17 protein-coding genes and 2 pseudogenes are annotated in these 22,028 nt (G+C 72.6%); 10 read left to right on the plus strand and 9 right to left on the minus strand.

All coding sequences use genetic code 11. The features are described 5' to 3' along the window. The first annotated feature begins 27 nt into the window (after nucleotides 1-27). The 6 genes from OG310_RS07805 to OG310_RS07830 all read left to right on the plus strand — a co-directional run bounded on the left by OG310_RS07805 (nucleotide 28) and on the right by OG310_RS07830 (nucleotide 7,177). The gene (locus OG310_RS07805; protein WP_329455149.1) at nucleotides 28-3,855 is read left to right on the plus strand and encodes a non-ribosomal peptide synthetase family protein; all 3,828 of its coding nucleotides are present in this window, start codon (nucleotides 28-30) and stop codon (nucleotides 3,853-3,855) included. A gap of 196 nt (nucleotides 3,856-4,051) precedes the next feature. Beyond that, nucleotides 4,052-4,306, plus strand: coding sequence for a tautomerase family protein (locus OG310_RS07810; protein WP_329455150.1), 255 nt, complete (start codon nucleotides 4,052-4,054; stop codon nucleotides 4,304-4,306). Then, nucleotides 4,303-5,235 (plus strand): pseudouridine-5'-phosphate glycosidase, encoded by a 933-nt coding sequence (locus tag OG310_RS07815; RefSeq protein WP_329455151.1) that lies wholly within the window; start codon nucleotides 4,303-4,305, stop codon nucleotides 5,233-5,235. The genes OG310_RS07810 and OG310_RS07815 overlap by 4 nt, the downstream gene beginning before the upstream one ends. A gap of 107 nt (nucleotides 5,236-5,342) precedes the next feature. Further along, on the plus strand, nucleotides 5,343-6,413 hold the full coding sequence (locus OG310_RS07820) for an alkene reductase (protein ID WP_329455152.1): 1,071 nt from the start codon (nucleotides 5,343-5,345) through the stop codon (nucleotides 6,411-6,413). 207 nt (nucleotides 6,414-6,620) lie between these two features. Then, the gene (locus tag OG310_RS07825; RefSeq protein ID WP_329455153.1) at nucleotides 6,621-7,007 is read left to right on the plus strand and encodes a DUF1304 domain-containing protein; all 387 of its coding nucleotides are present in this window, start codon (nucleotides 6,621-6,623) and stop codon (nucleotides 7,005-7,007) included. Nucleotides 7,008-7,054: 47 nt separating this feature from the next. Next, entirely contained in the window at nucleotides 7,055-7,177 is a 123-nt protein-coding gene (locus OG310_RS07830; protein WP_329455154.1) for a hypothetical protein, read from the plus strand. A gap of 428 nt (nucleotides 7,178-7,605) precedes the next feature. Here the strand turns inward: OG310_RS07830 and OG310_RS07835 are convergent, their stop codons facing one another. Continuing rightward, a complete protein-coding gene (locus OG310_RS07835) occupies nucleotides 7,606-9,051 on the minus strand; it encodes a helix-turn-helix domain-containing protein (protein ID WP_329455155.1) in 1,446 nt (481 codons plus the stop codon). Between the two features lie 433 nt (nucleotides 9,052-9,484). Between OG310_RS07835 and OG310_RS07840 the strand changes: the two genes are divergently transcribed. Beyond that, complete coding sequence (locus OG310_RS07840) at nucleotides 9,485-10,222, plus strand: alpha/beta fold hydrolase (RefSeq protein WP_329455156.1); 738 nt, start codon at nucleotides 9,485-9,487, stop codon at nucleotides 10,220-10,222. An 86-nt stretch (nucleotides 10,223-10,308) separates the two neighbouring features. Here the strand turns inward: OG310_RS07840 and OG310_RS07845 are convergent, their stop codons facing one another. Together OG310_RS07845 and OG310_RS07850 are read right to left on the minus strand one after the other, a co-directional pair. Continuing rightward, nucleotides 10,309-10,518 carry a DUF397 domain-containing protein gene (locus OG310_RS07845; RefSeq protein WP_329455157.1) on the minus strand — a complete coding sequence of 70 codons (210 nt, stop codon included), beginning with the start codon at nucleotides 10,516-10,518 and terminating at the stop codon, nucleotides 10,309-10,311. Further along, a pseudogene (locus OG310_RS07850) lies at nucleotides 10,500-11,340 on the minus strand (helix-turn-helix domain-containing protein). Before OG310_RS07850 ends, OG310_RS07845 begins: the two are co-directional and overlap by 19 nt. Nucleotides 11,341-11,689: 349 nt before the next feature. On the opposite strand from OG310_RS07850, the gene OG310_RS07855 reads away from it, so the two are divergent. Then, complete coding sequence (locus OG310_RS07855) at nucleotides 11,690-12,757, plus strand: PLP-dependent cysteine synthase family protein (RefSeq protein WP_443078573.1); 1,068 nt, start codon at nucleotides 11,690-11,692, stop codon at nucleotides 12,755-12,757. 234 nt (nucleotides 12,758-12,991) lie between these two features. Here the strand turns inward: OG310_RS07855 and OG310_RS07860 are convergent, their stop codons facing one another. The 4 genes and pseudogenes from OG310_RS07860 to OG310_RS07875 all read right to left on the minus strand — a co-directional run bounded on the left by OG310_RS07860 (nucleotide 12,992) and on the right by OG310_RS07875 (nucleotide 17,946). After that, nucleotides 12,992-13,966, minus strand: coding sequence for a hypothetical protein (locus OG310_RS07860; RefSeq protein WP_329455158.1), 975 nt, complete (start codon nucleotides 13,964-13,966; stop codon nucleotides 12,992-12,994). Between the two features lie 183 nt (nucleotides 13,967-14,149). Next, nucleotides 14,150-15,052 (minus strand): helix-turn-helix domain-containing protein, encoded by a 903-nt coding sequence (locus OG310_RS07865; RefSeq protein ID WP_329455159.1) that lies wholly within the window; start codon nucleotides 15,050-15,052, stop codon nucleotides 14,150-14,152. Between the two features lie 477 nt (nucleotides 15,053-15,529). After that, nucleotides 15,530-16,813, minus strand: a pseudogene (locus OG310_RS07870) (ATP-binding protein); the annotation flags it as partial. 113 nt (nucleotides 16,814-16,926) lie between these two features. Next, nucleotides 16,927-17,946: an aldo/keto reductase gene (locus OG310_RS07875; protein ID WP_329455160.1), complete on the minus strand. Its 1,020-nt coding sequence runs from the start codon at nucleotides 17,944-17,946 to the stop codon at nucleotides 16,927-16,929. 394 nt (nucleotides 17,947-18,340) lie between these two features. On the opposite strand from OG310_RS07875, the gene OG310_RS07880 reads away from it, so the two are divergent. Together OG310_RS07880 and OG310_RS07885 are read left to right on the plus strand one after the other, a co-directional pair. Then, nucleotides 18,341-19,183, plus strand: a complete 843-nt coding sequence (locus OG310_RS07880) for a helix-turn-helix transcriptional regulator (RefSeq protein ID WP_329455161.1) — start codon at nucleotides 18,341-18,343, stop codon at nucleotides 19,181-19,183. Between the two features lie 379 nt (nucleotides 19,184-19,562). After that, nucleotides 19,563-20,225 carry an HAD family hydrolase gene (locus OG310_RS07885; RefSeq protein WP_329455162.1) on the plus strand — a complete coding sequence of 221 codons (663 nt, stop codon included), beginning with the start codon at nucleotides 19,563-19,565 and terminating at the stop codon, nucleotides 20,223-20,225. Between the two features lie 366 nt (nucleotides 20,226-20,591). Here OG310_RS07885 and OG310_RS07890 read toward each other — a convergent pair whose 3' ends face one another. Both OG310_RS07890 and OG310_RS07895 read right to left on the minus strand, forming a co-directional pair. After that, nucleotides 20,592-20,951, minus strand: coding sequence for an STAS domain-containing protein (locus OG310_RS07890; protein WP_329455163.1), 360 nt, complete (start codon nucleotides 20,949-20,951; stop codon nucleotides 20,592-20,594). A gap of 461 nt (nucleotides 20,952-21,412) precedes the next feature. Beyond that, a complete protein-coding gene (locus tag OG310_RS07895; protein ID WP_329455164.1) occupies nucleotides 21,413-21,583 on the minus strand; it encodes a hydrophobic protein in 171 nt (56 codons plus the stop codon). Nucleotides 21,584-22,028 lie beyond the last annotated feature (445 nt).

The raw sequence follows: 22,028 nt of genomic DNA on the forward strand, positions 1-22,028 counted from the left end.
TTCTCATCAGTTGGGGGACACCTTTCCATGGCCATCGAGACGCCGACCTCCGGCGTATCCCTCAAGGGGGTCTCGCTCCGCTCCCTGCTCAGTCATCAGGCCCGTATACGGCCCTACGCCGTCGCCGTGACCGACGGGCGCCAGGACCTGACCTTCGCGGAACTGGACCTGGCCGCACACCGGTTGGGGGCGCTGCTGGTCTCGCTCGGCGCTGCCCCCGACAGCTGCGTGGGCCTGTGCACCGAACCGTCCGCCGAGCTGGTGAGCGGTGCGTGGGGCATCCTCACCGCGGGCGCCGCCTATCTGCCGCTGTCCCCGGACTACCCGGACGACCGGCTCCGATACATGATCGAGAGTTCGGGGACCCGGCTCATCGTGGCCCAGGACCACCTGCGCGAGCGGGTCCGGCGCCTGGCCCCCGAGGGCACCGTGGTGATCTCCGCGGCGGACGCCCCAGAGGCGCCACCGCTGCCGCTGCCCGGCGCGCGCGGGGACCAGCTCGCGTATGTCATCTACACGTCGGGCAGCACCGGCAGGCCCAAGGGCGTGATGATCGAGCAGCACAGCATCGTCTCGCAGATGCAGTGGCTCGCCAACTGCGGGCACCTCGGGCCGCGGGTGTCCATCCTGCAGAAGACGCCGATGAGTTTCGACGCGGCGCAGTGGGAGATCCTGGCGGCGGCCGTGGGCGCGCGCGTGGTCATGGGCGCCCCGGGGATCTTCCGGGACCCCGAGGGCATCCTCGACATGATCCGCACACACCGGGTGACCGCCCTCCAGGCGGTTCCGACGCTGCTGCGGGCGCTGCTGGACACCGAGCGGTTCGGCACCTGCGTGTCCCTGTCCCGGGTGTTCTCCGGCGGCGAGGCGCTGACCCGGGGGCTGGCCAAGGACCTGTTCACGGAGCTGCCCGGCGTCTCGCTCGTCAACCTGTACGGGCCGACCGAGACGACCATCAACGCCACGTCGCACTGGGTCGACCCGGACGCCCTCGGCGACAACCCCTCGGGGATGCTGCCGGTCGGGGTGCCGGCGGACCGGGTGACCTGCTACATCCTCGACGACGGCAACCGTCCCGTGGACATCGGCGAGAGCGGTGAGTTGTTCGTCGGCGGCCGGCAGGTGGCGCGCGGCTACATCGGCCTGACCGAGCAGAGCGCGCACCGCTTCATCACCTCCCCCTTCAACCCCACCGAGCGGCTGTACCGCACCGGCGACCTGTGCCAGTGGAACGAGGACGGCACGATCCAGTTCGTGGGCCGCACCGACAACCAGGTCAAGCTGCGGGGGTACCGGGTCGAGTTGGAGGAAGTGGCGGCGCGGATCGAGGAGCACACCTGGGTACGCAGGGCCGCGGCGCTCGTCGCCGACGACCCGCGCACCGGCGGCCGGACCCTGGTGGCGGCAGTCGAACTGAACGAGCGCACCGCCGCCGTGATGGACCAGGGCCGCGAGGACGCGGCCCACCACCGGTCCAAGGCGTCCAAACTCCAGGTCAAGGCCCAGCTCTCCAACCCGGGGCTGCGCGAGCCCGCGGAACTCGGCGGCCGGCCGGTCGTAGCCCTGCCGGGGGCCGAACCCGGCGAGCGGCAGCGCCGCGAGGCGTACGCCCGGAAGACCTACCGCTTCTACGACGGCGGGCCGGTCGGCGTGGACGACGTCCTCGGCCTGCTGGCCCCGGCGGCCGGCACCGCCCTCTCCCGCGCGCCGGAGCTGCTGTCGCTGCCGGAGCTGGGGGAGATCCTGCGCTGGCTCGGGCCGTTCCGCAGCGACGAGCGGCTGCTGCCGAAGTACAGCTACGCCTCGCCCGGTGCCCTCTACGCCACCCAGCTGTACCTGGAGACCCGGGGGCTGCCGGGGCTGCCCGCCGGCCTCTACTACCACCACCCGGTGGAACACACTCTGGTACGGGTCGCCGAACCGGCCGACGACGGCGGGCCCCTGCTGCGGGTCCACTTCCTCGGCAAGCGCCGCGCGATCGAACCCGTCTACAAGAACAACATCGCCGAAGTACTGGAGCTGGAGACCGGGCACATCGTCGGTGTGCTGGAGGAGGTCCTGCCCGACTACGGCCTGGGCGTCGAACCCGCCGGGTTCGACCCGCGCGTCAAGGCCCGCATGGACGTCGCCGGCGAGGACCTCTACCTGGGCAGCTTCGACGTCACCGCGAACCGCTCACGTCCACGCCATGACCAGGTGGAGCTGCTCGTCCAGGCGCACGGCGAGCAGGTGGCGGGACTCGCGGCCGGGCTCTACCGCTACCGGGACGGACGGCTGGAGCCACTCGGCACCGAAGTGGTCGACAAGCGCCACGTCATCGCCATCAACCAGGGGGTCTACGAGCGGGCCGCGTTCGGCGTCAGCGCCGTGTCCCGGGCCGGCACCGAGCCGTGGCTGCGCTACATCGTGCTCGGCACCGCGCTCCACCGCCTGCAGCGCATACCCGGGTTCGGGCTCATGTCCGCCGGCTACTCGTCCAAGACCGGCAACCCGCTGCCCGCCGCCCTGCGGCTCGACGACCTCCTCGCCGCGGCCGGCGCGGAACCGGCCGCCGCCTCGTACTTCTTCGTCGGCGGCCGGATCAGCGACGAACAGGCCGCGCACCAGGGCATGGACGAGGACGCCGTGCACACCAAGGGCCCGGCCGAGATGATCCGCGAGGAGCTCACCCGGTTCCTGCCGGACTACATGATCCCCGCCCGGGTGCTGGTGGTGCACGAACTGCCGCTGACCGCCAACGGGAAGATCGACGCCAAGGCGGCCGCCGCACTGCCCGAGCTGGCGGCGGCCTGGCGGCCCGCACCGTACGTGGCGCCCGCCACGGCGACCGAGGAATGGCTCGCCACCGAATGGGGCCACGCCCTCGGCTACGAGGACGTCTCCACCGAGGACGAGTTCTTCGCCTCGGGCGGCAACTCGCTGCACGCCGTGGCCCTGGTCAACAAGGTCAACCGGGAGTTCGGCACTGCCCTGCCGCTCCAGGTCGTCTTCGAGTCGCCGAGGCTCGTCGACCTCGCCGCCCGGATCGACAGCGGCACCCCGCAGCGCGTCTCCCGTCTCGTGCCGCTGCACCGCGGTGGCACGGGACGCCCGGTGTTCTGCTGGCCCGGCCTCGGCGGCTACCCGATGAACCTGCGGACACTGGGCCGCGAGGCCCGCACGGACGGGCCGTTCTACGGGATCCAGGCGCACGGCATCAACGCCGGCGAGGCGCCGTACCCGACCATCCGGGAGACGGCGCTCGCGGACATCGAGGAGATCCGCGCGGTCCAGCGCTCGGGCCCGTACCGGCTGTGGGGCTACTCCTTCGGCGCACGGGTGGCGTTCGAGACCGCGTTCCAGCTCGAAGCGGCCGGTGAGAGCGTCGAGCACCTGCTGCTGATCTGCCCCGGCAACCCGACACTGCGGCACGAGGACGCACGGCGCTGGGGTCGTGAGTCCTCCTTCGCGAACCCGGCCTACGTGACCATCCTCTTCTCGGTCTTCGCGGGCTCCATCGAGGGCGCGGCGCTCGACGAGTGCCTGGAGCGGGTGAGCGACGAGGAGTCCTTCGTGCGCTTCGTCCACGACCTGCTGCCCGCACTCGACAAGGAGACGATCCTGCGCATCACCCGCATCGTCGGGCAGACGTACGAGTTCGACTACAGCTTCCACGAGTTGCGGCAGCGCCGCCTGAGGACCCCGGTCACCGTCTTCAAGGCCCGTGGCGACGACTACTCGTTCATCGAGGACAGCGACGGCTACAGCGCGGCCCCGCCCACCGTGATCGACCTGGCTGGCGACCACTACGGCGTGCTGAAGGACGGCGGCGTCGCCGAACTCGTGGCCGGCATCAGGTCGGTGACCGGCGGCTGAAGCCGCGAGGCGGCCCGCCATCCGGGTGGGTGCCCGCACAAGGACAGCAGACACCGCGTACCGCACGGCACACGAACCCCGTACACAGCACACAGCACGCACGTGACCGACGAACGTCGGACCCACCGTTTCGGACACACCGCCGGCGCCCGCAATCGCGCCCGTCGGTGTGTCCGCCGCCGAGAGGAGTACCCGCATGCCGCACATCTCCATCAGGCACTGGCCGCGCACCTTCACCGACGCCGAACGCGAGGACCTGGTCACCGAGCTGACCAGGACGGTGACCAGAGCCTTCGGCGTCGACGAGGGCTCGGTGTCGATCGCCGTCGAGTCCGTCGAGCCGTCACGCTGGACGGACGAGGTGCACACGCCCGAGATCGCGGGCCGGGCACACCTGTTGTGGAAGGAACCCCACTACTCCGCCCCGATCCCCGCGGAGGACCCCCGATGAGCGCCGCCATCCCCCTGGTCTACGGCGAAGAGGTCCGGGAGGCGCTGCACGAGCGCCGTCCGGTCGTCGCCCTGGAGTCGAACGTCATCACCCACGGCCTGGCGTACCCGCACAACGCCGAGACGGCGCACCGGGTCGAGGCCGCGGTGCGCAAGAGCGGGTCCGTCCCCGCGACGATCTGCGTCGAGGACGGCGCGCTGCGTGTGGGCATGACGGACCGGGACATCGAGCGCTTCGCGTCCGGCTCCGGTATCCCGAAGGTCTCCAGCCGCGACCTGCCCGTCGTCCTCGCGCGCGGCGGCATGGGCGCGACGACGGTCGCGTCCTCCCTCGTCGCCGCCGAGTTGGCGGGCATCCCGTTCTTCTCCTCGGCGGGCCTCGGCGGGGTGCACCGGGGCGCGGAGAGCACCATGGACGTCTCCTCGGACCTGATCCAGCTCACCCGCTCCAAGGTCGCCGTGGTCTGCGCGGGGGCGAAGATGATCCTCGACCTGAAGCTGACCATGGAGTATCTGGAGACACACTGCGTGCCGGTGATCTCCTACGGCTCGGACGACTTCCCCGCCTTCTACTGCACCTCCAGCGGCGTACGGTCACCGCACCGCATCGACGACGAGGACCTGATCGCCAAGGTGGTCGCCGCCTACTGGGCCACACCGGCGCCCGGTTCCGTCGTCATCACCACACCGCCGCGGGACGAGGACGCGGTGGACTCCGCCGAGGCCGAGGCCGCGATCACCGGCGCCCTGGAGCAGGCGCACCGGGACGGTGTCACCGGCCAGGGACTGACCAAGTACCTGATGCGCGCGGTGGACAGGGCCACGGGCGGGCAGACCGCCGAGGCCAACATGGCGGTCCTCGTCTCCACCGCCGAGGTCGGCGGCCGGATGGCCGCCGCCTACGCCCGCCACCTCGCCGGCGCCGACTGACCCACCGCGGCGGCCGGCCGCACCGGTCCCGCCCACACGTCACCCGCACACGTCGCACCCCGCGACACCGCCCCCCACAGCCCCGTACCACCGGAGAGGGAAACACCATGTCCTCGTTGTTCGACTCCGTCACCTTCGGCAAGATCCAGCTGGCCAACCGGCTGGTCATGGCGCCGATGACGCGCGACCGGGCCACGCCGGGCGGCGAGGCCACCGAGCTGATGGCCGAGTACTACGCCCAGCGCGCCTCGGCCGGACTGATCATCACCGAGGGCACCCAGCCGTCCGCGGTCGGGCAGGGCTTCCTCAACACTCCCGGCCTGTACACACCGGAGCACGCACGGGCCTGGAGCACCGTGACCGACGCCGTGCACGCGCGCGGCGGCAGGATCGTCGTCCAGCTGATGCACGCGGGACGCATCGGGCACCCCTCGCTGTACGCGGACGCCCACCGGTCCGTCGCGCCGTCGGCGGTCACCGCGGCGGGACAGTGCTTCACCCCCGGTGGGCCGACGGACTACGAGGAGCCGCACGAGCTGACGCTCGCCGAAATCGCCGCGACCGTCGAGGACTTCGCCCACTCGGCCCGCTACGCGATCGAGGCGGGCTTCGACGGCGTGGAGATCCACGCGGGCAACGGCTTCCTGCTCCACCAGTTCCTCGCCGAGAACACCAACCGTCGCACCGACGCCTACGGTGGGACGATCGCGGGCCGCATCCGTTTCGCGGTCGAGGTGGTGGAAGCCGTCGCCGGCACCATCGGCAACGAGCGCACCGCCCTGCGCATCTCGCCCGCGAACCAGTTCAACGACATCGCCGAGGGCGAGACCGAGGAGCTCTACACGGCGCTCGTCCCGGCCCTGCCGAACCTGGCGTTCCTGGAGATGTGCGAGATCGTGGCCCGCCCTGTCACCACCCTGGTCCGGCGGCTGTGGAACGGGAACCTGATCGTCAACCCGCACGCCGCGCCGGACTCGTTCCCCTCCTCGGCAGCCACCGCCCAGGAGGTCCTGGACGCGGGCCTGGCCGACGCGGTCTCCCTCGGCGCGCTCTTCCTCGCCAACCCGGACCTGCCGGCCCGCATCCAGGCCGGGGGCCCGTACACCGCGGCCGACGAGGACACGTTCTACGGCGGCGACCACCGCGGCTACACGGACTACCCGCACCTGACGAACTGAGCCGCACCTCCGCACCGGTCGTGACCGCCCGGTCGTCCCCGCCGGTCGTCACCGACTGGTCGTCCCCGCCGGTCCCGTCCGGCCGGCGGGGACGCGGCGCTCACCCGCGGTGACGGCCACTGCTACGCTTCCGCAGCAGGTCGGCGCCCGTCGGCACGATACGTAACACCCCTAAAAACAGGGGCAGTTGAAGCGGTGGGAGCACACATGCTGGTCGCTGGGCTCATCCTTGCCATGGTCGCAGGAGTGATCCACGTCTACATATTCGTCCTGGAATCCCTGCGGTGGACGGACCCGCGCACCCGCGCGGTCTTCGGCACCACCGAGGAACAAGCCGACATGAACCGGCAACTGGCCTTCAACCAGGGCTTCTACAACCTGTTCCTGGCCGTCGGCGCCGTCCTCGGTGCGATCCTGGTGTTCGCCGGCCGGGGCACCGCGGGAGAGACACTGACGACGACCGCCACGGCCAGCATGGTCCTCGCGGGCCTGGTCCTGCTGCTGAGTGACCGCACGAAACTCCGCGCGGCCCTGGTCCAGGTTCTCGCGCCGGCCCTGTCCCTCGTCGCGCTCCTGCTGGCCGCAGTGGTGTGAGCCGCGACGGGCGCCTGGAGAGTCGGGAGGCCAGGCTTCGTCAGGCGGTGGAGCTGCGCGATCGGGGGGAACTCGACCGTTCGTGCGCCCTGACGCGTGAGATCGCGCAGCGGATCATCGACTGCCGGTTTCCGATCCGCGCATCCGCCGCGGAGTTCGTCGCCGACTGATCTCCACACGAAGCGCTGTGACCGCGGGGGCTCTCGGCCTCCGTGTGTCAGGCGCGTTCCCGCGTGGGCCGATCGCGCCTCATCGCATCCGAGGGCGAGCCGAGTGGGCTCCGGAGCAGGTCCGACGATCCACTGCTCAGCTCTCCAGGACCCCACACCGTGGAGCCGGCGGCCATGCCGCCACGGCTCCCCCGTGGTCGTGCCGGCATGGCCCGGGCGACCGTGTCGCGGCCGCGCCAGGAGGACAGTAGAGGAGGGCCGCAGGGCTGTGCGAGGTGCACCTCGCACAGCGGAGGGGCCCGCCGGTTTCGTCCCGCACAGCGGCGGCCGCCGAGGCGCCGGATCGGACGGGTTCCACCGTGCTGATGCGGTGCCGGCCCGGCCTCTGACCGGCCTCGGACCGTGCTCGGTCCGGCGGCGGGCCGGTTTCAGACCTCGCCGAGCGCCTTCAGCGCGAGCCACAGCTCGTACGTGTCACTCGGAGCGTGCAGCAGCGACCGCCCCATCAGCTCCTCCGCGCGCACGAGGCGCTTGCGCAGACCGGGAGGCGAGATGCCGAGCGCGGCCGCCGCCTCGGACAGCCGGGTGTCCGCCCGCAGCCAGGCGCACACCGTGTCCACCCCGGCCGGGCCGAGCGGAGCGAGGCGGGCCCGCGCCCAGGTCTGGGCCGCGGGGGTGGCGAGCAGTGCGGGCAGGTCGGTGGGGCATCCCGCGGTCGGCGGTGTGTGCGGGGAACGCAGCCGCAGGGCCAGCCACACCGCCGACTGCTGGGCGACGCAGGTCAGGAGGTCGAAGCCCAGGAGGTGTTCGACGAGCCGCAGCCGGGCCGTCAGTGTGTTGCGGTGGATCTTCAGGTGCCGGCCGGCGCCGGTACCGAAGGTCAGCCAGGACGCCAGTGTGCCGAGCAGTTCGTCGGCGCCGGGATCGGAGCGGCGGGCCGGTTCGTAGGCCAGACAGGGCCCGAGCAGGTCCGTGGCCCAGCGCGCCCCTTCCGAGCCCAGCAGCGGTGCGAGACCGTCCTGCCGGTTGAAGCGCGACCATCGCCCCGGCGCTCCCCTGGCCACGGCCAGCGCGTGGAACGCCTGCTCGTAACCCGACGCCGTGTCCCGCAGGGCCACGTCGGCACTGGCCCCGATGCGGCACTCCGGCATCTCCTCCAGCACGTCCTGTTCCCACCGGTGGGCCTCCGCCGGTATCAGCGCGATGAGGTGCCGGGAACGCACCGGGCACGGCACTATCCACGCCGCGCCCTCCGCGACCCGCTCCAGCCGCGCCGCCGCCGCGGACCGGTCCCGTACGGACGATTCGACCACGCACACCCTGAGGAGACCCGGCAGCCGGTCCCCCATCGCCCCGGCGACCCGGTGTGCCAGGGTCACACTGCCGCCGACCAGCAGGTGCAGCACCGCTTCCCGCCCCTGGGCCCGCGCCTGGTCCATCCGGTACCGGGCCCGGGTGTACTCCTCGGAGCGCAGCGACAGCTCCAGCAGCCGCGCGGCGTCCGTGAGGAGTGTGCCGTAGCGGTCGTCGCCGCCGCCTTCCAGCGTCAAGTACGGATCGCGTCCCAGGGCGGCCATGTGCACGGTCCGGCCGTGCTCACCGCCGGTCACACCGGACGGCGCCCCGCGCCGGTGCAGTTCCGCCACCGCGAGGACCACGGCGCGCGCGGGACGGCTGGGAGCCGCCGCGAGAACCGATCCGGCGCCCGAGATCAGCGCGGCCGCACCGCCGGTCCGCCGGGCCAGCCACTCCAGCACGGCCCCCACCGCGCCCGGTCCGTTGACCAGGCGTACCAACGCGAGCGCGTCCTCGGCCCGCGCCGCCCCCGATCGGGGCTCCTCAGCCATGTCCCGGCCTCGCCGCGCGTCGTTCATGCACGACACCGTAGTCAGTCCCGCACAGGGACCGGGGTCGCCGAGGCCGGCCCCGGGACGGTTCCGCAGGCGCGTATCCGGTACTTCGGGGATACGCTGACACCGGACGGAACGTGCGGTATGCGTGGTTCGTCGCGCCGGAACGGGCGGAGGCGGCCCTGGAGGGTGTGTCAGCCGGGCGGCTGCTGTCCTTTCGGCCGGTGCGCGCCGTCCGTCGTCGAGCCGTGCCGCGCGGCACGGCGATTCGTCAGCTCAGGACCAGCCGGCCGCCTTAGGTACGTCCCGCCTCATGCTCCCGGGAGCGGGACGCGACGTACGCGGACACACCTCCGCATGCGACGCGCCCTCACCCCTCGTTCCCGCGCCGCCCCTTGCCGCGCCGCCGCACTCGCCCCCGGTACCCGTCCCCCGTGATCCTCGAAGGAGAAACGCCATGAGCGCAGCGACCACCCCGTCCGGCGGACCGACCGTCGTCCTCGTCCACGGCGCGTTCGCCGATGCCGGAAGCTGGGCGCCCGTCGTGGAACGCCTGCTGACGGCGGGAGTGTCCGTACGCGCCGTCGTCAATCCACTGCGCGGCCTCGCCGCCGACGCCGCCTACGTGGCCGGCGTGATCGACCAGACGCCCGGTCCCGTACTGGCCGTAGGACACTCGTACGGCGGCGCGGTCATCACCAACGCCGTCCCCATGACCAAGAACGTGGTCGGCCTCGTCTACGTCGCCGCCTTCGCCCCGGACGAGGGCGAGACCCTCGGCGACATCGTGGGCGGTTCGAAGATCAGCGAACTGACACCCGCACTCCAGGAACTGAAGTACCCGACGGGGCAGGGCACGGAGACCGCCACCGAACTCCTCATCGACCCCGCCAAGTTCCTTCAGGTCTTCACCGCGGATCTGCCCCAGCTCCAGTCGGACGTCCTGGCACGATCCCAACGGCCCATCGCCGCAGCCGCGTTCGGCGAGAAGAGCGGCCCCGCCGCGTGGAAGTCCCTGCCCGCGTGGGCCGCCGTCGGCACCGGTGACAAGGCCATCGGCAGCGACGCCGTCCACGCCATGGCCCAGCGCGCCGGCGCCGACATCAGCGAGATCGACGGCTCGCACGTCATCATGCTGTCCCAGCCGGACGCCGTCACCGAGGTGATCCAGCGGGCCCTGAGCAGCGTGGGCTGACACCGGGACCGTATCCAGGCCGAGGACGGCGGCGGCCCGCGCGGACCAGGACGGCTCCGCGCGGGTCTCCGGGCGGACGCGGCGCCTCAGCGGCGCGGTCCGCCGCCCTTCACCGCGTCGACGAACGACGACCACCGGCCCACGGCAAACACGAGAACGGGACCCCGCGGGTCCTTGCTGTCCCGCACGGGGACAACGGCGGCGAAGTCGTCGCGGACCTCGACGCAGGCTCCCCCGTCCTGGTTGCTGTAACTGCTCTTGCGCCAAGTCGCGACGCTCAGACCGACGGATCGCACGGCGCTTCCTCCAACATGCGCAGGATGAACTTCCGCGACTCGGCCGGGGGCAGCGCCATGTCGCGCACTGCATCGTACGTGAGCTGCAAGCGCTCAACCGGTCCGGTTTCTTCGCTGAGTTCACCTCGGTAGCCGTTTTCGACGTACGCCACCGTGCGGGCATCGGCAGGCGGAGATACCACATGTCGGCGCTCGCCAGGCCATGCAACCCCGCGCTGAACGGCAGGACATGCACGGTGACTCCGTCCCGCTCCGCCGCCTCCCCCAGGTACTCCAACTGCCGCCGCCACTCCCCCGCGTCCCGCAGCGGCGTCCGCAGCACGGCCTCCGACAGGATCGTGCGGAACGGTGGCGCGTCCTCCCCCGCCAGCAGTTCACGGCGTCCCATCCGCGCCTCGACCTGCTGTTCCAGTTCCGCGCCCCCGAGCCCGCCTGCCGTCAGGATCTCCCGCACGTACCCGGGTGTCTGCAGGAGGCCGGGCAGGACACTCACCGCGAAGTGCCACAGGCTCGTCGCCTCGGCTCCAGCGTCATGTACCGCCGGTACCGCTCGCGGAACTGGGTCTTGTCACTGACCGCCAGCTCCCACAGGGCCAGCAGCAGCCCCGGGGGGCCGTAGTGGTGGTCGAGGGCCTCGACCACCTCGGGGCCGCCCAGCGTCTCGCCCTTCTCCAGCTTGCCGAACAGCGACCAGTCCCAGCCGAGCCGCTCGCCGAGCTGGCGCAGGCTCTCGCCGCGTCCCGCTCGCAGCGAGCGCAGTTCCTCGGCGAACCGTGCGCGCGGTTCCCTGCTACGGCCGGTGACCATGCGTCTCGTCGGCATCGTGCGGTCCTCCGTGGAAGGTGTGGATCGTTCCGTGCCCGCCGGGAGCACCGCGCGCCGTCAGTGGCCTCCGCTCCCCCGCGCGTTCACGCCCGTAACGAAGTCCTTACGCACGGTAGTTCAGAACAAGCCGATCCGTGGGCGAATCGGGGCACGTCATACCGAAGGCGGGTTATTCGTCCCCTGCGGCGCGGGCCCTGCCCCGGACGGAGCCCCGAGGACCCCGGCGGGCAGCCGCCCGGTGCGGGCCCTCGATAGCCTGGTCGGGTTCTTCTCCGTCGCTGTCCGGCAGTCGGTGCTCCGGCGGTCCGTGCTCCGGCGGCACAGGCTTCACGCAAGGAGCACCGCATTGGACGTCCACGCATCGCTGACCGACGCGGTCGGCAACACTCCGCTGGTGCGGCTCAACCGCGTCACCGGCGGCGCGCTCGCGCCCGTCTACGTGAAGTTGGAGTACGTCAACCCCGGCGGGAGCGTGAAGGACCGCATCGCGCTGTCGATGGTCGAAGCCGCCGAGAAGGCGGGACTGCTGCTGCCCGGCGGGACCATCGTCGAAGGCACCTCGGGCAACACGGGTGTCGGCCTCGCCATGGTCGCGGCGCAGCGCGGCTACGGGTGCGTGTTCACGATCCCGGAGAAGAGCAGCGCGGAGAAGGTGGCGGTACTGCGCGCGTACGGGGCCGAAGTCATCGTCTGCCCCAGCGACGTGCCGCGCGAGGATCCCCGCCACGTCCGTTCCGTGGCCGCCCGCGTCGCCGCCGAGACTCCGGGCGGCTGGCTGGCCAACCAGTACGACAACCCGGACAATCCGCGGGCGCACTACCGCACGACCGGACCCGAGATCTGGCGGCAGACCGACGGGCGGATCAGCCACCTGGTGTCGGGCATCGGCACCGGCGGCACCATCACCGGGACCGGTGAATACCTCAAGGAAGTCAGTGGCGGCCGGGTGACGGTCGTCGGCGCCGATCCTGAGGCCTCCGTGTACTCGGGCGGCGACGGAGGCCCGTACGCGGTGGAGAGCATCGGCCACGCCCGTCACCCGCTGACGCTGCAGGACACCTGGCCGACGTCGTACCACCCCGAGGTCGTCGACCGGTTCGAGCGGAACAGTGACCGCGACTCCCTGCTGACCGCCCGGCGCCTGGCCCGCGAGGAGGGGCTGCTGGTCGGCGGCTCGGCCGGCACCGCGGTGGCCGCCGCGGTGCGGGTGGCGGCCGGACTCGGGCCGGACGACCTCGTCGTCGTCCTGCTCCCCGATTCCGGCCGCAACTATCTCTCCAAGGTCTTCGACGACGACTGGATGCGCCAACTCGGCCTGCCGGTCGACGAGGACTCCCCGCGAAGCGGCCACGCCGAGGGCCTCCCGGCCAAGGTCCCCGACGAACCGTCCCGGGAGGCGGGAGGCCGGGCGTGAGCCGTGAGGCGCGGCGTGTGCTGTGAAGCCGGGCGTGCGCCGTGAAGCGCTCCGGCGCACACCGCCGGGAGCCTGCGAACCGCGTGCGGCCGGTGTATCGGCGTCCAGGCGTATCGACGCCCCGGCTACGGGGATCCCGGCCAGGCTGCCATCAGCTGCCCCTTTCCGCTTCCGTGTGCGGCTCAGGGTCCGGCGGGGACGGTGTGCACTCCTGGGTTCGTGACGTGCCGCGTGTCATCGGTGCTCGTTCAGGCGCGCGCGCAGCAGGTTGGGGTCGGTGGCCGTGGTGTAGGCGGCGCTGAACACGTACATGTCGTCGCCGTGCAGAGCGATGGAGGTGGGGTTCTGGAGTCCGTCGGCGGCGTCCAGCAGGGTGGTGCTGGTGCCGTCGGGGTCGATGCGCACCACCTGGTTGGGGCCGTTGAGCGCGGCCAGGACCTGGTCGCCGCGGCCGGTGAAGGTGAAGTCGTCGATGCCGACCAGGCCTGATGCCTTGACCTGCGGGGCTCCCGCACGGTTGCCGGAGCGGATCGGGATCCGCAGGAGTGTGCCCCGGTCCAGATTGGTCACCCACAGCGCACCGTCGTGCACTTTCGCGCCGTTGACTCCGAGGGAGCCGGTCGAGGCGAGTTCGCCGGCGGTGGACCACGCGGTGGGTGTGCCGCCGGTGGTGGGGACGGTCCACACCGTGCCGAGTACCGAGTCGGTGATGTAGAGCTGTCCGCTGTGCTCGTCGAGGGCCAGGCCGTTGGGCAGGCCCTCGGCCGGCAGCGCGGCGATACGTCGCGGGGCCTGCCCGGGGCTCAGCCGCCACAGCCCGGTCAGGTCGGCCGTGCCGGTCGCGTACAGCACGTAGACCGTGCCGTCCGGGGCGCGGACGATGCCGGTCGTCAGGGCGAACCCGAGGACGGGCGTGTGGACTCCGGCGTCGGCGGGTGCGGGCAGGGTCGCCAGGACGCGGGTCGCGCCCCGGGGGGTGATCCGGGCGATCTGGTGGGCGGCGGCGAAGGTGACGTCTGCCGCGCCGTCGGGCAGCAGGGCGACGTTCTCCGGCATCTGCCCGGCGTACAGGTCGAAGTGGTCGACGATCCGCACATCGGACGGCGCTCCGCCGGACACCGGTGTCGCACCGGCCGGTGCGACACCGGTGAGAAGGGCCGCGGCCACGAGGACGGCCGACGCGGTGGTCATGATGCTTCGCTTGGACATGGTTCCTTCTCTGGTTTCGGGCATGGGGCAGCCGCGACGCGGTGCCGTGGTCGAGGGGGCTGCTTCCGGGGGCGGTCGGTACTGCCGGCCGGAGCGCGGGAGAGACAGGGCGCTGCACGGGACGGGGGCGCCGCCGCCGACAGGCACGCGGCGGGGACGCCGTCGGTCGAAGGAGGGCTCGGGTCAGTGGGTGGTACGGGGACGGGCGGGGGCGGGCGGCCGGGTCACTTCGCGCGGCGTGACGGCGTGGGCGAGCAGGGTCAGGGCCGCCGCGGAGGGGGAACCGGGGGAGGCCGTGGCCACCACCAGGGCCGGACTGTCGCCCCCCGGGCTCTGCAGCGTCTGCTGGGTGAGTGTCAGTGTCCCCACGAGGGGGTGACGCATCTCGTAGTCGGCGGTGTCGCAGGCCATGATCCGGTGGTCGGCCCACATCGTCGCGAACTCCGGGCTGCGCATGGTCAGTTCACCGATCAGCCCGGCCAGCCGAGGATCGTCGGGGTACCGGCCGGCGGTCAGCCGCAGGTTGCCCACCACGGCCCTGGCCTTCGCGGGCCAGTCGGCGTAGAGGTCGCGGGTGTGGGCGTCGAGGAACACCAGTCTGGCCATGTTGGGCCGGCTGCCCGGGTCGTCGGGATCACGGGGATCGAGGTGTCCCGCGAACAGGGCGTGCCCCTGACGGTTCCAGGCCAGGACATCGCTGCGGCGGCCCATGACGATGACGGGGGTGCCGTCCATCGCCGCCAGCAGGGCGCTGATCGCCGGGGTGACGCGTTCGGTCCGCGTCCGGCCCGCGGGCGTCCTCCGTCGCGGTGCACGCGCCAGGGCGTGCAGATGGGCACGCTCGGACTCGTCCAGTCGCAGGGCGCCGGCTATGGCGTCGAGTACCTCGGGGGAGGCGTTGTGCGCCTGGCCCTGCTCCAGGCGGGTGTAGTAGGGCGCGCTGATGCCCGCGAGTATCGCGAGCTCCTCGCGCCGCAGCCCCGGCACGCGGCGCCGCTCACCGTACGTCCGCAACCCGACGTCCTCGGGCAGCAGCCGACTGCGGCGTGCCTGGAGGAAGTCGGCGAGTTGCCCCTGCTTGTTCATGCAACCGAGTATGCGCATCCTGGGCGGTCCGTACCTCACCCTGCTGGGGTACGGCTCCGCGGGACCGGCCCACCCGGCCCCGGCCCCCTTCTCCCTCCCCGGCCCGGGCCCCGGGAACGAGCCGGTGGCCCCTTCCTCTTCCTCTTCCCCTTCGCGCCATCGCCCCTCTCACGTCCGCCGGAGGATGCCGCAGGCGAGCGCGACGAGTGCCGCGCCCCGGTGATGGCGATCAGGCGCTCGAACAGGCCACCCGAAACGACCTGTTGGGCCAGCCCGCCCCGCCACGGTGAGGCCGAGATTCAGCATCGCCCTCCAGCGCGCCGGCCATGCCGATGTCTGCCGGCCGGGCGTTCGCCGGCAAACGGCCGCCAGGACAAGTCTCCGACAGTCGCGAAATTGGTGCGGCCGACGCGCTCAACGCCGATACCCTCACGGGTCGTTGTCCGCCGCGACCCCGAAGTGCCGCCCCGTTCACGCTCATCGGCGCTCGTAGCGCTCGATGTCCTCCCTGAACTCGGTCAGGGCCTGATCGGTGAGCGTGGGCCGGGTGTCGGCGACGGCGACGAGGTAGTCCTCCGTGGTCGCCGGGGCGCCCTGCCGGTCGACGACCTCGCGTTCGAACGCGGCGTGGGAGCCCTTGCGGGCGGCGGACTCGATGTCGGCCGGTGTGAACATCTCGCTCGCCTCCACGAGCCGGCCCAGCGCGACGCCGTCGGCGGTGGGTCCGAGGTAGCGCCGCCAGATCGCCGCACGCGCGGCCGGGTCGGGCGGTCCGACCGGGATGACGTAGTCGAACCGACCGGGACGCAGGAACGCCGGGTCGAGGGAGCGTACGGAGTTGGTGGCGCAGATCAGCAGGCGCCCGTCGTGGTCGCGGAAGCCGGGGATCAGCTTCAGCAGTTCGTTGGTGACCCCGTGCCCGGGGTCGACGGCCCTGCCGGAGCGTTTGCCCGCGATCTCCTCGACCTCGTCGATGAACAGCAGGATGGTCTGCAGCTCGGCCAGGTCGACGAAGGTGTCGCGGAGCGACGTGGCCAGGCCGCCCGGGGCGTCGGCGGCCAGCCGCGACGGGAAGAGTTCCACGAAGGGCCATTCCAGCCGGGAGGCGACGGCCTTGGCGAAGCTGGTCTTGCCGGTGCCCGGAGGGCCGAAGAGGATGACCGACTTCGGCGGCCTGACACCGTACCGGTCGGCCAGTTCGGGTTCGGCCAGGGGCAGCACGACCCGCCGCTCGATGGCCTGCTTCTCGCGTGTCATGCCGGCGAGCGCCTCCCACAGTCCCTGCGGAAGCACCCGGCCGCCGAGCTCGGCGAGCAGACCCGCGTCGCTCGCGCCGAGATGCTCGACCTTCTCGTGGAGGATCAGCCCGGAGCGTGCGCTGTAGCCGGAGTTCTCCAGCGCCGCGGCGCCGGTCGCTCCCGGAGCCAGCAGCGCGCTGATCCGGCGCACCCCGCGCACGCGCAGACGGCGCTCCAGTTCGGCGATCAGCGCACTGCCGATGCCGCGCTGCCGCCAGGCCCCGTCGAGCGCCACCAGCGTGACCCAGGCCCGGTCGCCCTGCTCCTGGGCCACGGCCATACCGACGACGGCGTCGCCCACCACCGCGACCACGGCCGGAGCCCCGGCCCGCGCCGCGGCCATCACCTCGGACACGGGGAACACGGGGAGCGAGTCGTCCGCCCGCCGGTCCTTGTCCCATATCTGGATGGCGCCGTCGAGGTCGTCGTCACGGAAGTCCCGCAGTCTCCAGGTCGGCATCGCAGCCCCCTCGCGCGCAGGTCACACCTGACCCGGACCATTCTCCGCGCGGATCGGACACCCGTCGAACGCGCCACGGACCGCCGCCGCGCCGGTGCGGCGCCGCGCTCGGGCCCTCACCCCGTGCGCTCACCGGCGGGGCGGCGACGCAGGCCCGCGTCCTGGAGCGCCGGGGGCACGTAGGCCTGGTCGAGCACCCCGACGTCGGTACCGGGCGGGACGATCTCGTCGATCCGGTCGAGGATCTCGTCGGTGAGGGTGATGTCGACACCCGCGAGCAGGTCGTCGAGGTGGCTCATCGTGCGGGGCCCCACGATCGCGCTGGTCACGCCGGGGTGGGCGGTCGCGAAGGCCATCGCGAGGTGGGTCATCGGCAGGCCTGCCTCCTCGGCGAGCGGAACGAGCCGTTCGACGGTGTCGAGCCGGTGCTCGTCGCTCAGGTGCCGGATGAGGCCGGCGCGGCGCAGGTCGCTCTCCTGCCCTCTGCGGACCCGGCCGGTGAGGAGCCCCTGGCCGAGGGGGCCCCAGACCAGGGTGCCCATCCCGTAGCGTTGCGCGACCGGCAGCACCTCGCGTTCGATGCCTCGGTTGAGCAGCGAGTAGGGCGGCTGCTCGGTGCGGAAGCGTTCAAGACCGCGCCGTTCCGCGACCCACTGGGCTTCGACGATGTCGGAGGCGGGCAGCGCGGAGGTACCGATCGCGCGGGCCTTGCCGCCGCGGATCAGGTCCGAGAGCGCGGAGAGCGTCTCCTCGATGTCCGTGGTGGGATCCGGCCGGTGGATCTGGAGGAGGTCGACGTGGTCGGTCCCCAGGCGGCGCAACGAGTTCTCGACCGCGGTCATGATCCAGCGCCGCGAGGCGCCCTGCTGGTTGGGATCCTCGCCCGTCGGCCGGCCCACCTTGGTCGCGAGGACCACACCGTCACGACGCCCCTTGAGCGCCTTGCCCACGATTTCCTCGGAGTCGCCGTAGGCGTCGGCGGTGTCGATGAGGTTGATCCCCGCGTCCAGCGCCTTGTGGATGATGCGGACCGAGTCCTCGTGGTCGGGGTTTCCGATGGATGTGGCGAACATCAATGCGCCGAGGGCGTACGGGCTGACCTTGATGCCGGTCCGGCCGAGGGTGCGGTACCGCATGGCGTTCCTGCCTTTCTTCGTGGGTCGAAGCGGGTCGTGCGCAGGGCTCGGGACGTTCAGGCTTCCCGGGCGCGGCTGTCGGGCCGTCGCGGCACGCGTGGCATACGGGATGTCTCCCGCTCGCCGTCCGCTCCGGGCGCGGTCACGGTCCGGGCGCACGGTCCGGCCGCCCGGTCCGGGTCAGCGGTCCGGCCGTACGGTCCGGCCGTACGGTCCGGGTCAGCGGTCCAGCGGTCCCGTCGCGCCTGGTGGTGCAGGCCCGTCGGTGCTGCCGACCCGGCGGTCGGCCCGACGGATCCAGCGTGCCGCGGGCCGGGCCCGGGCGGGAGAGACGTCGTTATCCGGGGACCGGCGCTCCCTGGCTGCGGCGGGCGTCGCACGGCATGGTGGAGGGGTGGACAGATCCGAGCTGGCCGACTTCCTGCGCCGCTGCCGCACCCGCCTCGCCCCCGCCACCGTGGGGCTGCCGCGCGGCGCGCGGCGCCGTACTCCGGGGCTGCGGCGCGAAGAGGTGGCGCAGCTGGCGGGCATGTCCACCGACCACTACACGCGGCTGGAGCAGGCCAGGGGCTCGCACCCGTCCCGGCAGATGCTCGCCGCCATGGCGCGGGCGCTGCGGCTGAGCGGCGACGAGCGGGACCACCTCTTCCATCTGGCGGGCGAGGCGCCGCCGCAGGACCGGCCTTCCACGGAGCACGTACGGCCCGGCCTCCTGCTCGTACTGGACCGGCTGACCGACACGCCCGCCCAGGTCGTGAGCGTGCGGGGCGACATCCTCGCGCAGAATGCGATGGCCAGGGCACTGTCCGGCGACGCGTCGGCCCGGCCCGAGGCCGACCGCAACATCATCTGGCGTTACTTCACCGACCCGGCCGCCCGGGAGCTCTTTCCCGCCGAGGACCGCGACCACGGCGCCCGCGCCGCCGTCGCGCATCTGCGCGCCGTGCTCGCGAGCCGCCCGGACGACGTACGGCTGGCCCGGCTCGTCCGCGGGCTCCGCGCCGGGAGCGGTGAGTTCGCGGCACTGTGGGAGGCGCACCACGTCGCGGTGCGCCGCGCCGACGTCAAGCGCTTCCAGCACCCGGTCGTGGGTCTCCTGGAGCTGGACTGCGAGGCGCTGCTGAGCCCCGAGCACGATCAGCGCCTGATCGTGTACACCGCCCGGCCCGGAAGCGAGTCCCACGAACGGCTGGCGCTGCTGCGCGTGGTGGGCCTGCAGGACCTGACCCTCGGCTGACCGGGTACGCGGGGTGCGCCGGGAACGCCGGGTACGCCGGGTGCGCCGCCGTTCGTGGCACCGTCCCTTCGGTGACCGCGGTCGGCCGTGGAGCCGGTCGGTCACCGCACGGCGCGCCCGGTGGCCGCCCGACGCCGGGCGGTCCGGGTCCGGGGACGCGGCAGCCACGAACAGGCCGCGGCGGGGCCACGGCCCCCGGGCGGTCCGCTCCCCTGCTCGCGGGGGGAGTCCTTACGTGGGAAAACCGGGTGACCGGGGTAAACGGTGTCAGAGCACCACGGTGAAGGGTGCCGGAACACCACGCCGGACGACCGGGCCGGCCCGGCTCCGCCGGCCGCCGCGGCACCCTGCGACACCGGACGACGAGAAGGGATCCCTCATGCCCCGCGCCGCACTGTTCGACGTCGATGGGACGTTGATCGACAGCAACCACCTGCACGTCGTCACCTGGTGGGAAGCGCTCCGCCAGGGCGGCCACTCGGTGCGGATGGCCGACATCCACCGGGCCATCGGGCTCGGCTCCGAGGATCTGCTGGCGCACCTGCTGGGCGACGACCGGGACAGCGCCCAGGACACCACCGTCAGCGCGGCGCACAAGACGCTGTACGCGACCTACTTCGAGCGCCTCCACGCTTTCGACGGCGCCGCCGACCTGCTGCGGACGCTGGCGGAACGGGAGTGGCGGGTGGTGCTCGCCACCTCGGCGGGCGGCGAGGAACTGTCGGCGATGCGCCGGGCCCTCGACGCCGACGACGCCCTCACGGCCGAGGCGCGCGCGGACCAGGTGGACGCGGGCAAACCGGCGCCGGACCCGGTCGAGGAGGCCCTCCGGCAGGCGGGCGCCGACGCGAAGGACGCGGTCTTCGTCGGTGACTCCGTGTGGGACATGGAGGCAGCGTCGAGGGCGGGCGTACGAGCCGTCGCGGTCCTGTCCGGCGGAGTCCCCCGCGCCGCGCTGGAGGCGGCGGGGGCGGGAGCGGTGTACAGCAGCGTGGCGGAACTTCTCTCCGACCTGGACACCGGCCCTTTCAGCGCGGTGTGAGGCCCGGCCCTTTCAGCGCGGCGTGAGGCCCGGCTCCTTCGGCGCGGTGTGAGGCCCGGCTCCTTCGAACGCAGCGAACCGAGGGCACCGGCGGAGGGGGGCCCCGGGCCGTTTTGACGCGGTCACGTGCCTACGCGGTGGCGTATCGGCGGGGCGCGTACGGGCAGACAGTCACCTACCGGCGCGGCGGCACACCGGGCCGCGCGTACGCGCGTCCGCGCCCCCGGGTGGCGAACGGGACACGCCGAGGCCGCGGTTCAGGGCGGAACCGCCGGTGAACGCGACACCGCCTCGCCCCGCCCGCCCCTGACGGGCGTCCGGGGGAAGCGGGCCGCCACGAGGACGAGGGCAGGACCGGGGGGCGCCTCAGCCGTCAGCGGCCCGTGCCACGTCGGACCGTACGCTCAGCACCTGGTCGGCGCCGGTGATCCGGAGCAGACGGAGCAAGGACGCGGAGGGGGCGGCGATCCGCAGATCCGTCCCCTGGGCGGTGTTCAGCAGCAGGTTGAGGGCGCTGGAGTCAGCGAACGTGATGCCGCTCGCGTCCAGGATCGTCACGGGATGCTCCGCGACCGCCGCCTCCAGCGCGTCTCTCAAGGGCGCGAGGGTGTCGAGATCGAGGTCACCGCGGACTCCGATCACCCAAGCCCCCGGCACGGCGTACTGCTCGCCCAGCACCTGCGTGACCGCGGCCGGGCGTTCGTCTTTGTCAGGGGTGATGGACACAGTGGAGAGCCTATCTCCGTGGGGGTCGTGACGTCAGCCGCCGGTGGCCATCGGCGACCGGAACGGCGAAGACGGCACTGTGCGGGCAGGAAAGGGCGGGCACCCGGGGGAAGTTCAGGTGCCCATGGGCGTTTCAGGTGTCGACGAGGAAGCCGGTACCCCGGAGTCCGACGAACCGACAGGCCCGGCGTTCCGGGCTCGGCGCGACAGGAAGCCCGGTGTTCCGGGTCCGACGAAGCGGGAGGGGCGAGGGCGGTGAAGCGGACCGGGACCCCCGGCGCACCACGAAGACCCGGCACCCCGGATGGAGAGGGCGGATCTCCGCGAGAACGGCAGCGGGCCCGGTCCCGCTTCCCGCCCTCCTCCGCGGCTCCGCGGCACTCCTCCGCCGCCGCGACGACCCACGCCGACGGGGCCGGGGGCGACATCGTCGCACTCCGGCCCGTCGGGGGTCGTCCTGCCTACCAGCGGTACCAACGGCCCCGCTTTCCACCGGAAGCGGCGGGCCGGATCACGAAGCCGAGCACCCACACCACCAAAACGATGATCGCGATCCACCACAACGCCTGAACAGCGAAACCGGCACCGCCAAGTATGAGCACGAGCAGAAGAACGAGAAGCAGGGGAACCATAGTTATCAACCTCCGACGAGCCGTGTGCCCCCACCCCGGCCCCCCACACTCCGCGTGACCACCTTGATGAACACGTATCTCACACGGGATACGGGAGATGGCCACGCCCACAGCCGGGTGAACATATCGGGGATGGCGAGTGACGAAGGGCCGTCCTCCCCGCGGGGCCGCCCGCGCACCGGCCACCGACACGGACGCCGCGACCCGTAGGCGGAGCACCGCGCGTTCGTGGACGGCATGGCGGGCGGGGAGGGCCTGCACGGAGGGAGCGGAGCGCGTGGTTCGGGAGTGCGGTGCCGAACCCGCACACGGCTCCGGCCCAGGGCGCGCCCGCGTAGGGTGCGAGCCGCCCGGCGTCCTGGCCTCCGGCCCCGGAGTCACTGAACGTACCGGCCGACGACGGGCCCTCGGCTCGGCCTCGTGCCTGCGCCTGCGCGTTATGGCA

The organism is Streptomyces sp. NBC_01497 (assembly GCF_036250695.1).
In the GTDB taxonomy this organism is placed as follows: domain Bacteria; phylum Actinomycetota; class Actinomycetes; order Streptomycetales; family Streptomycetaceae; genus Streptomyces.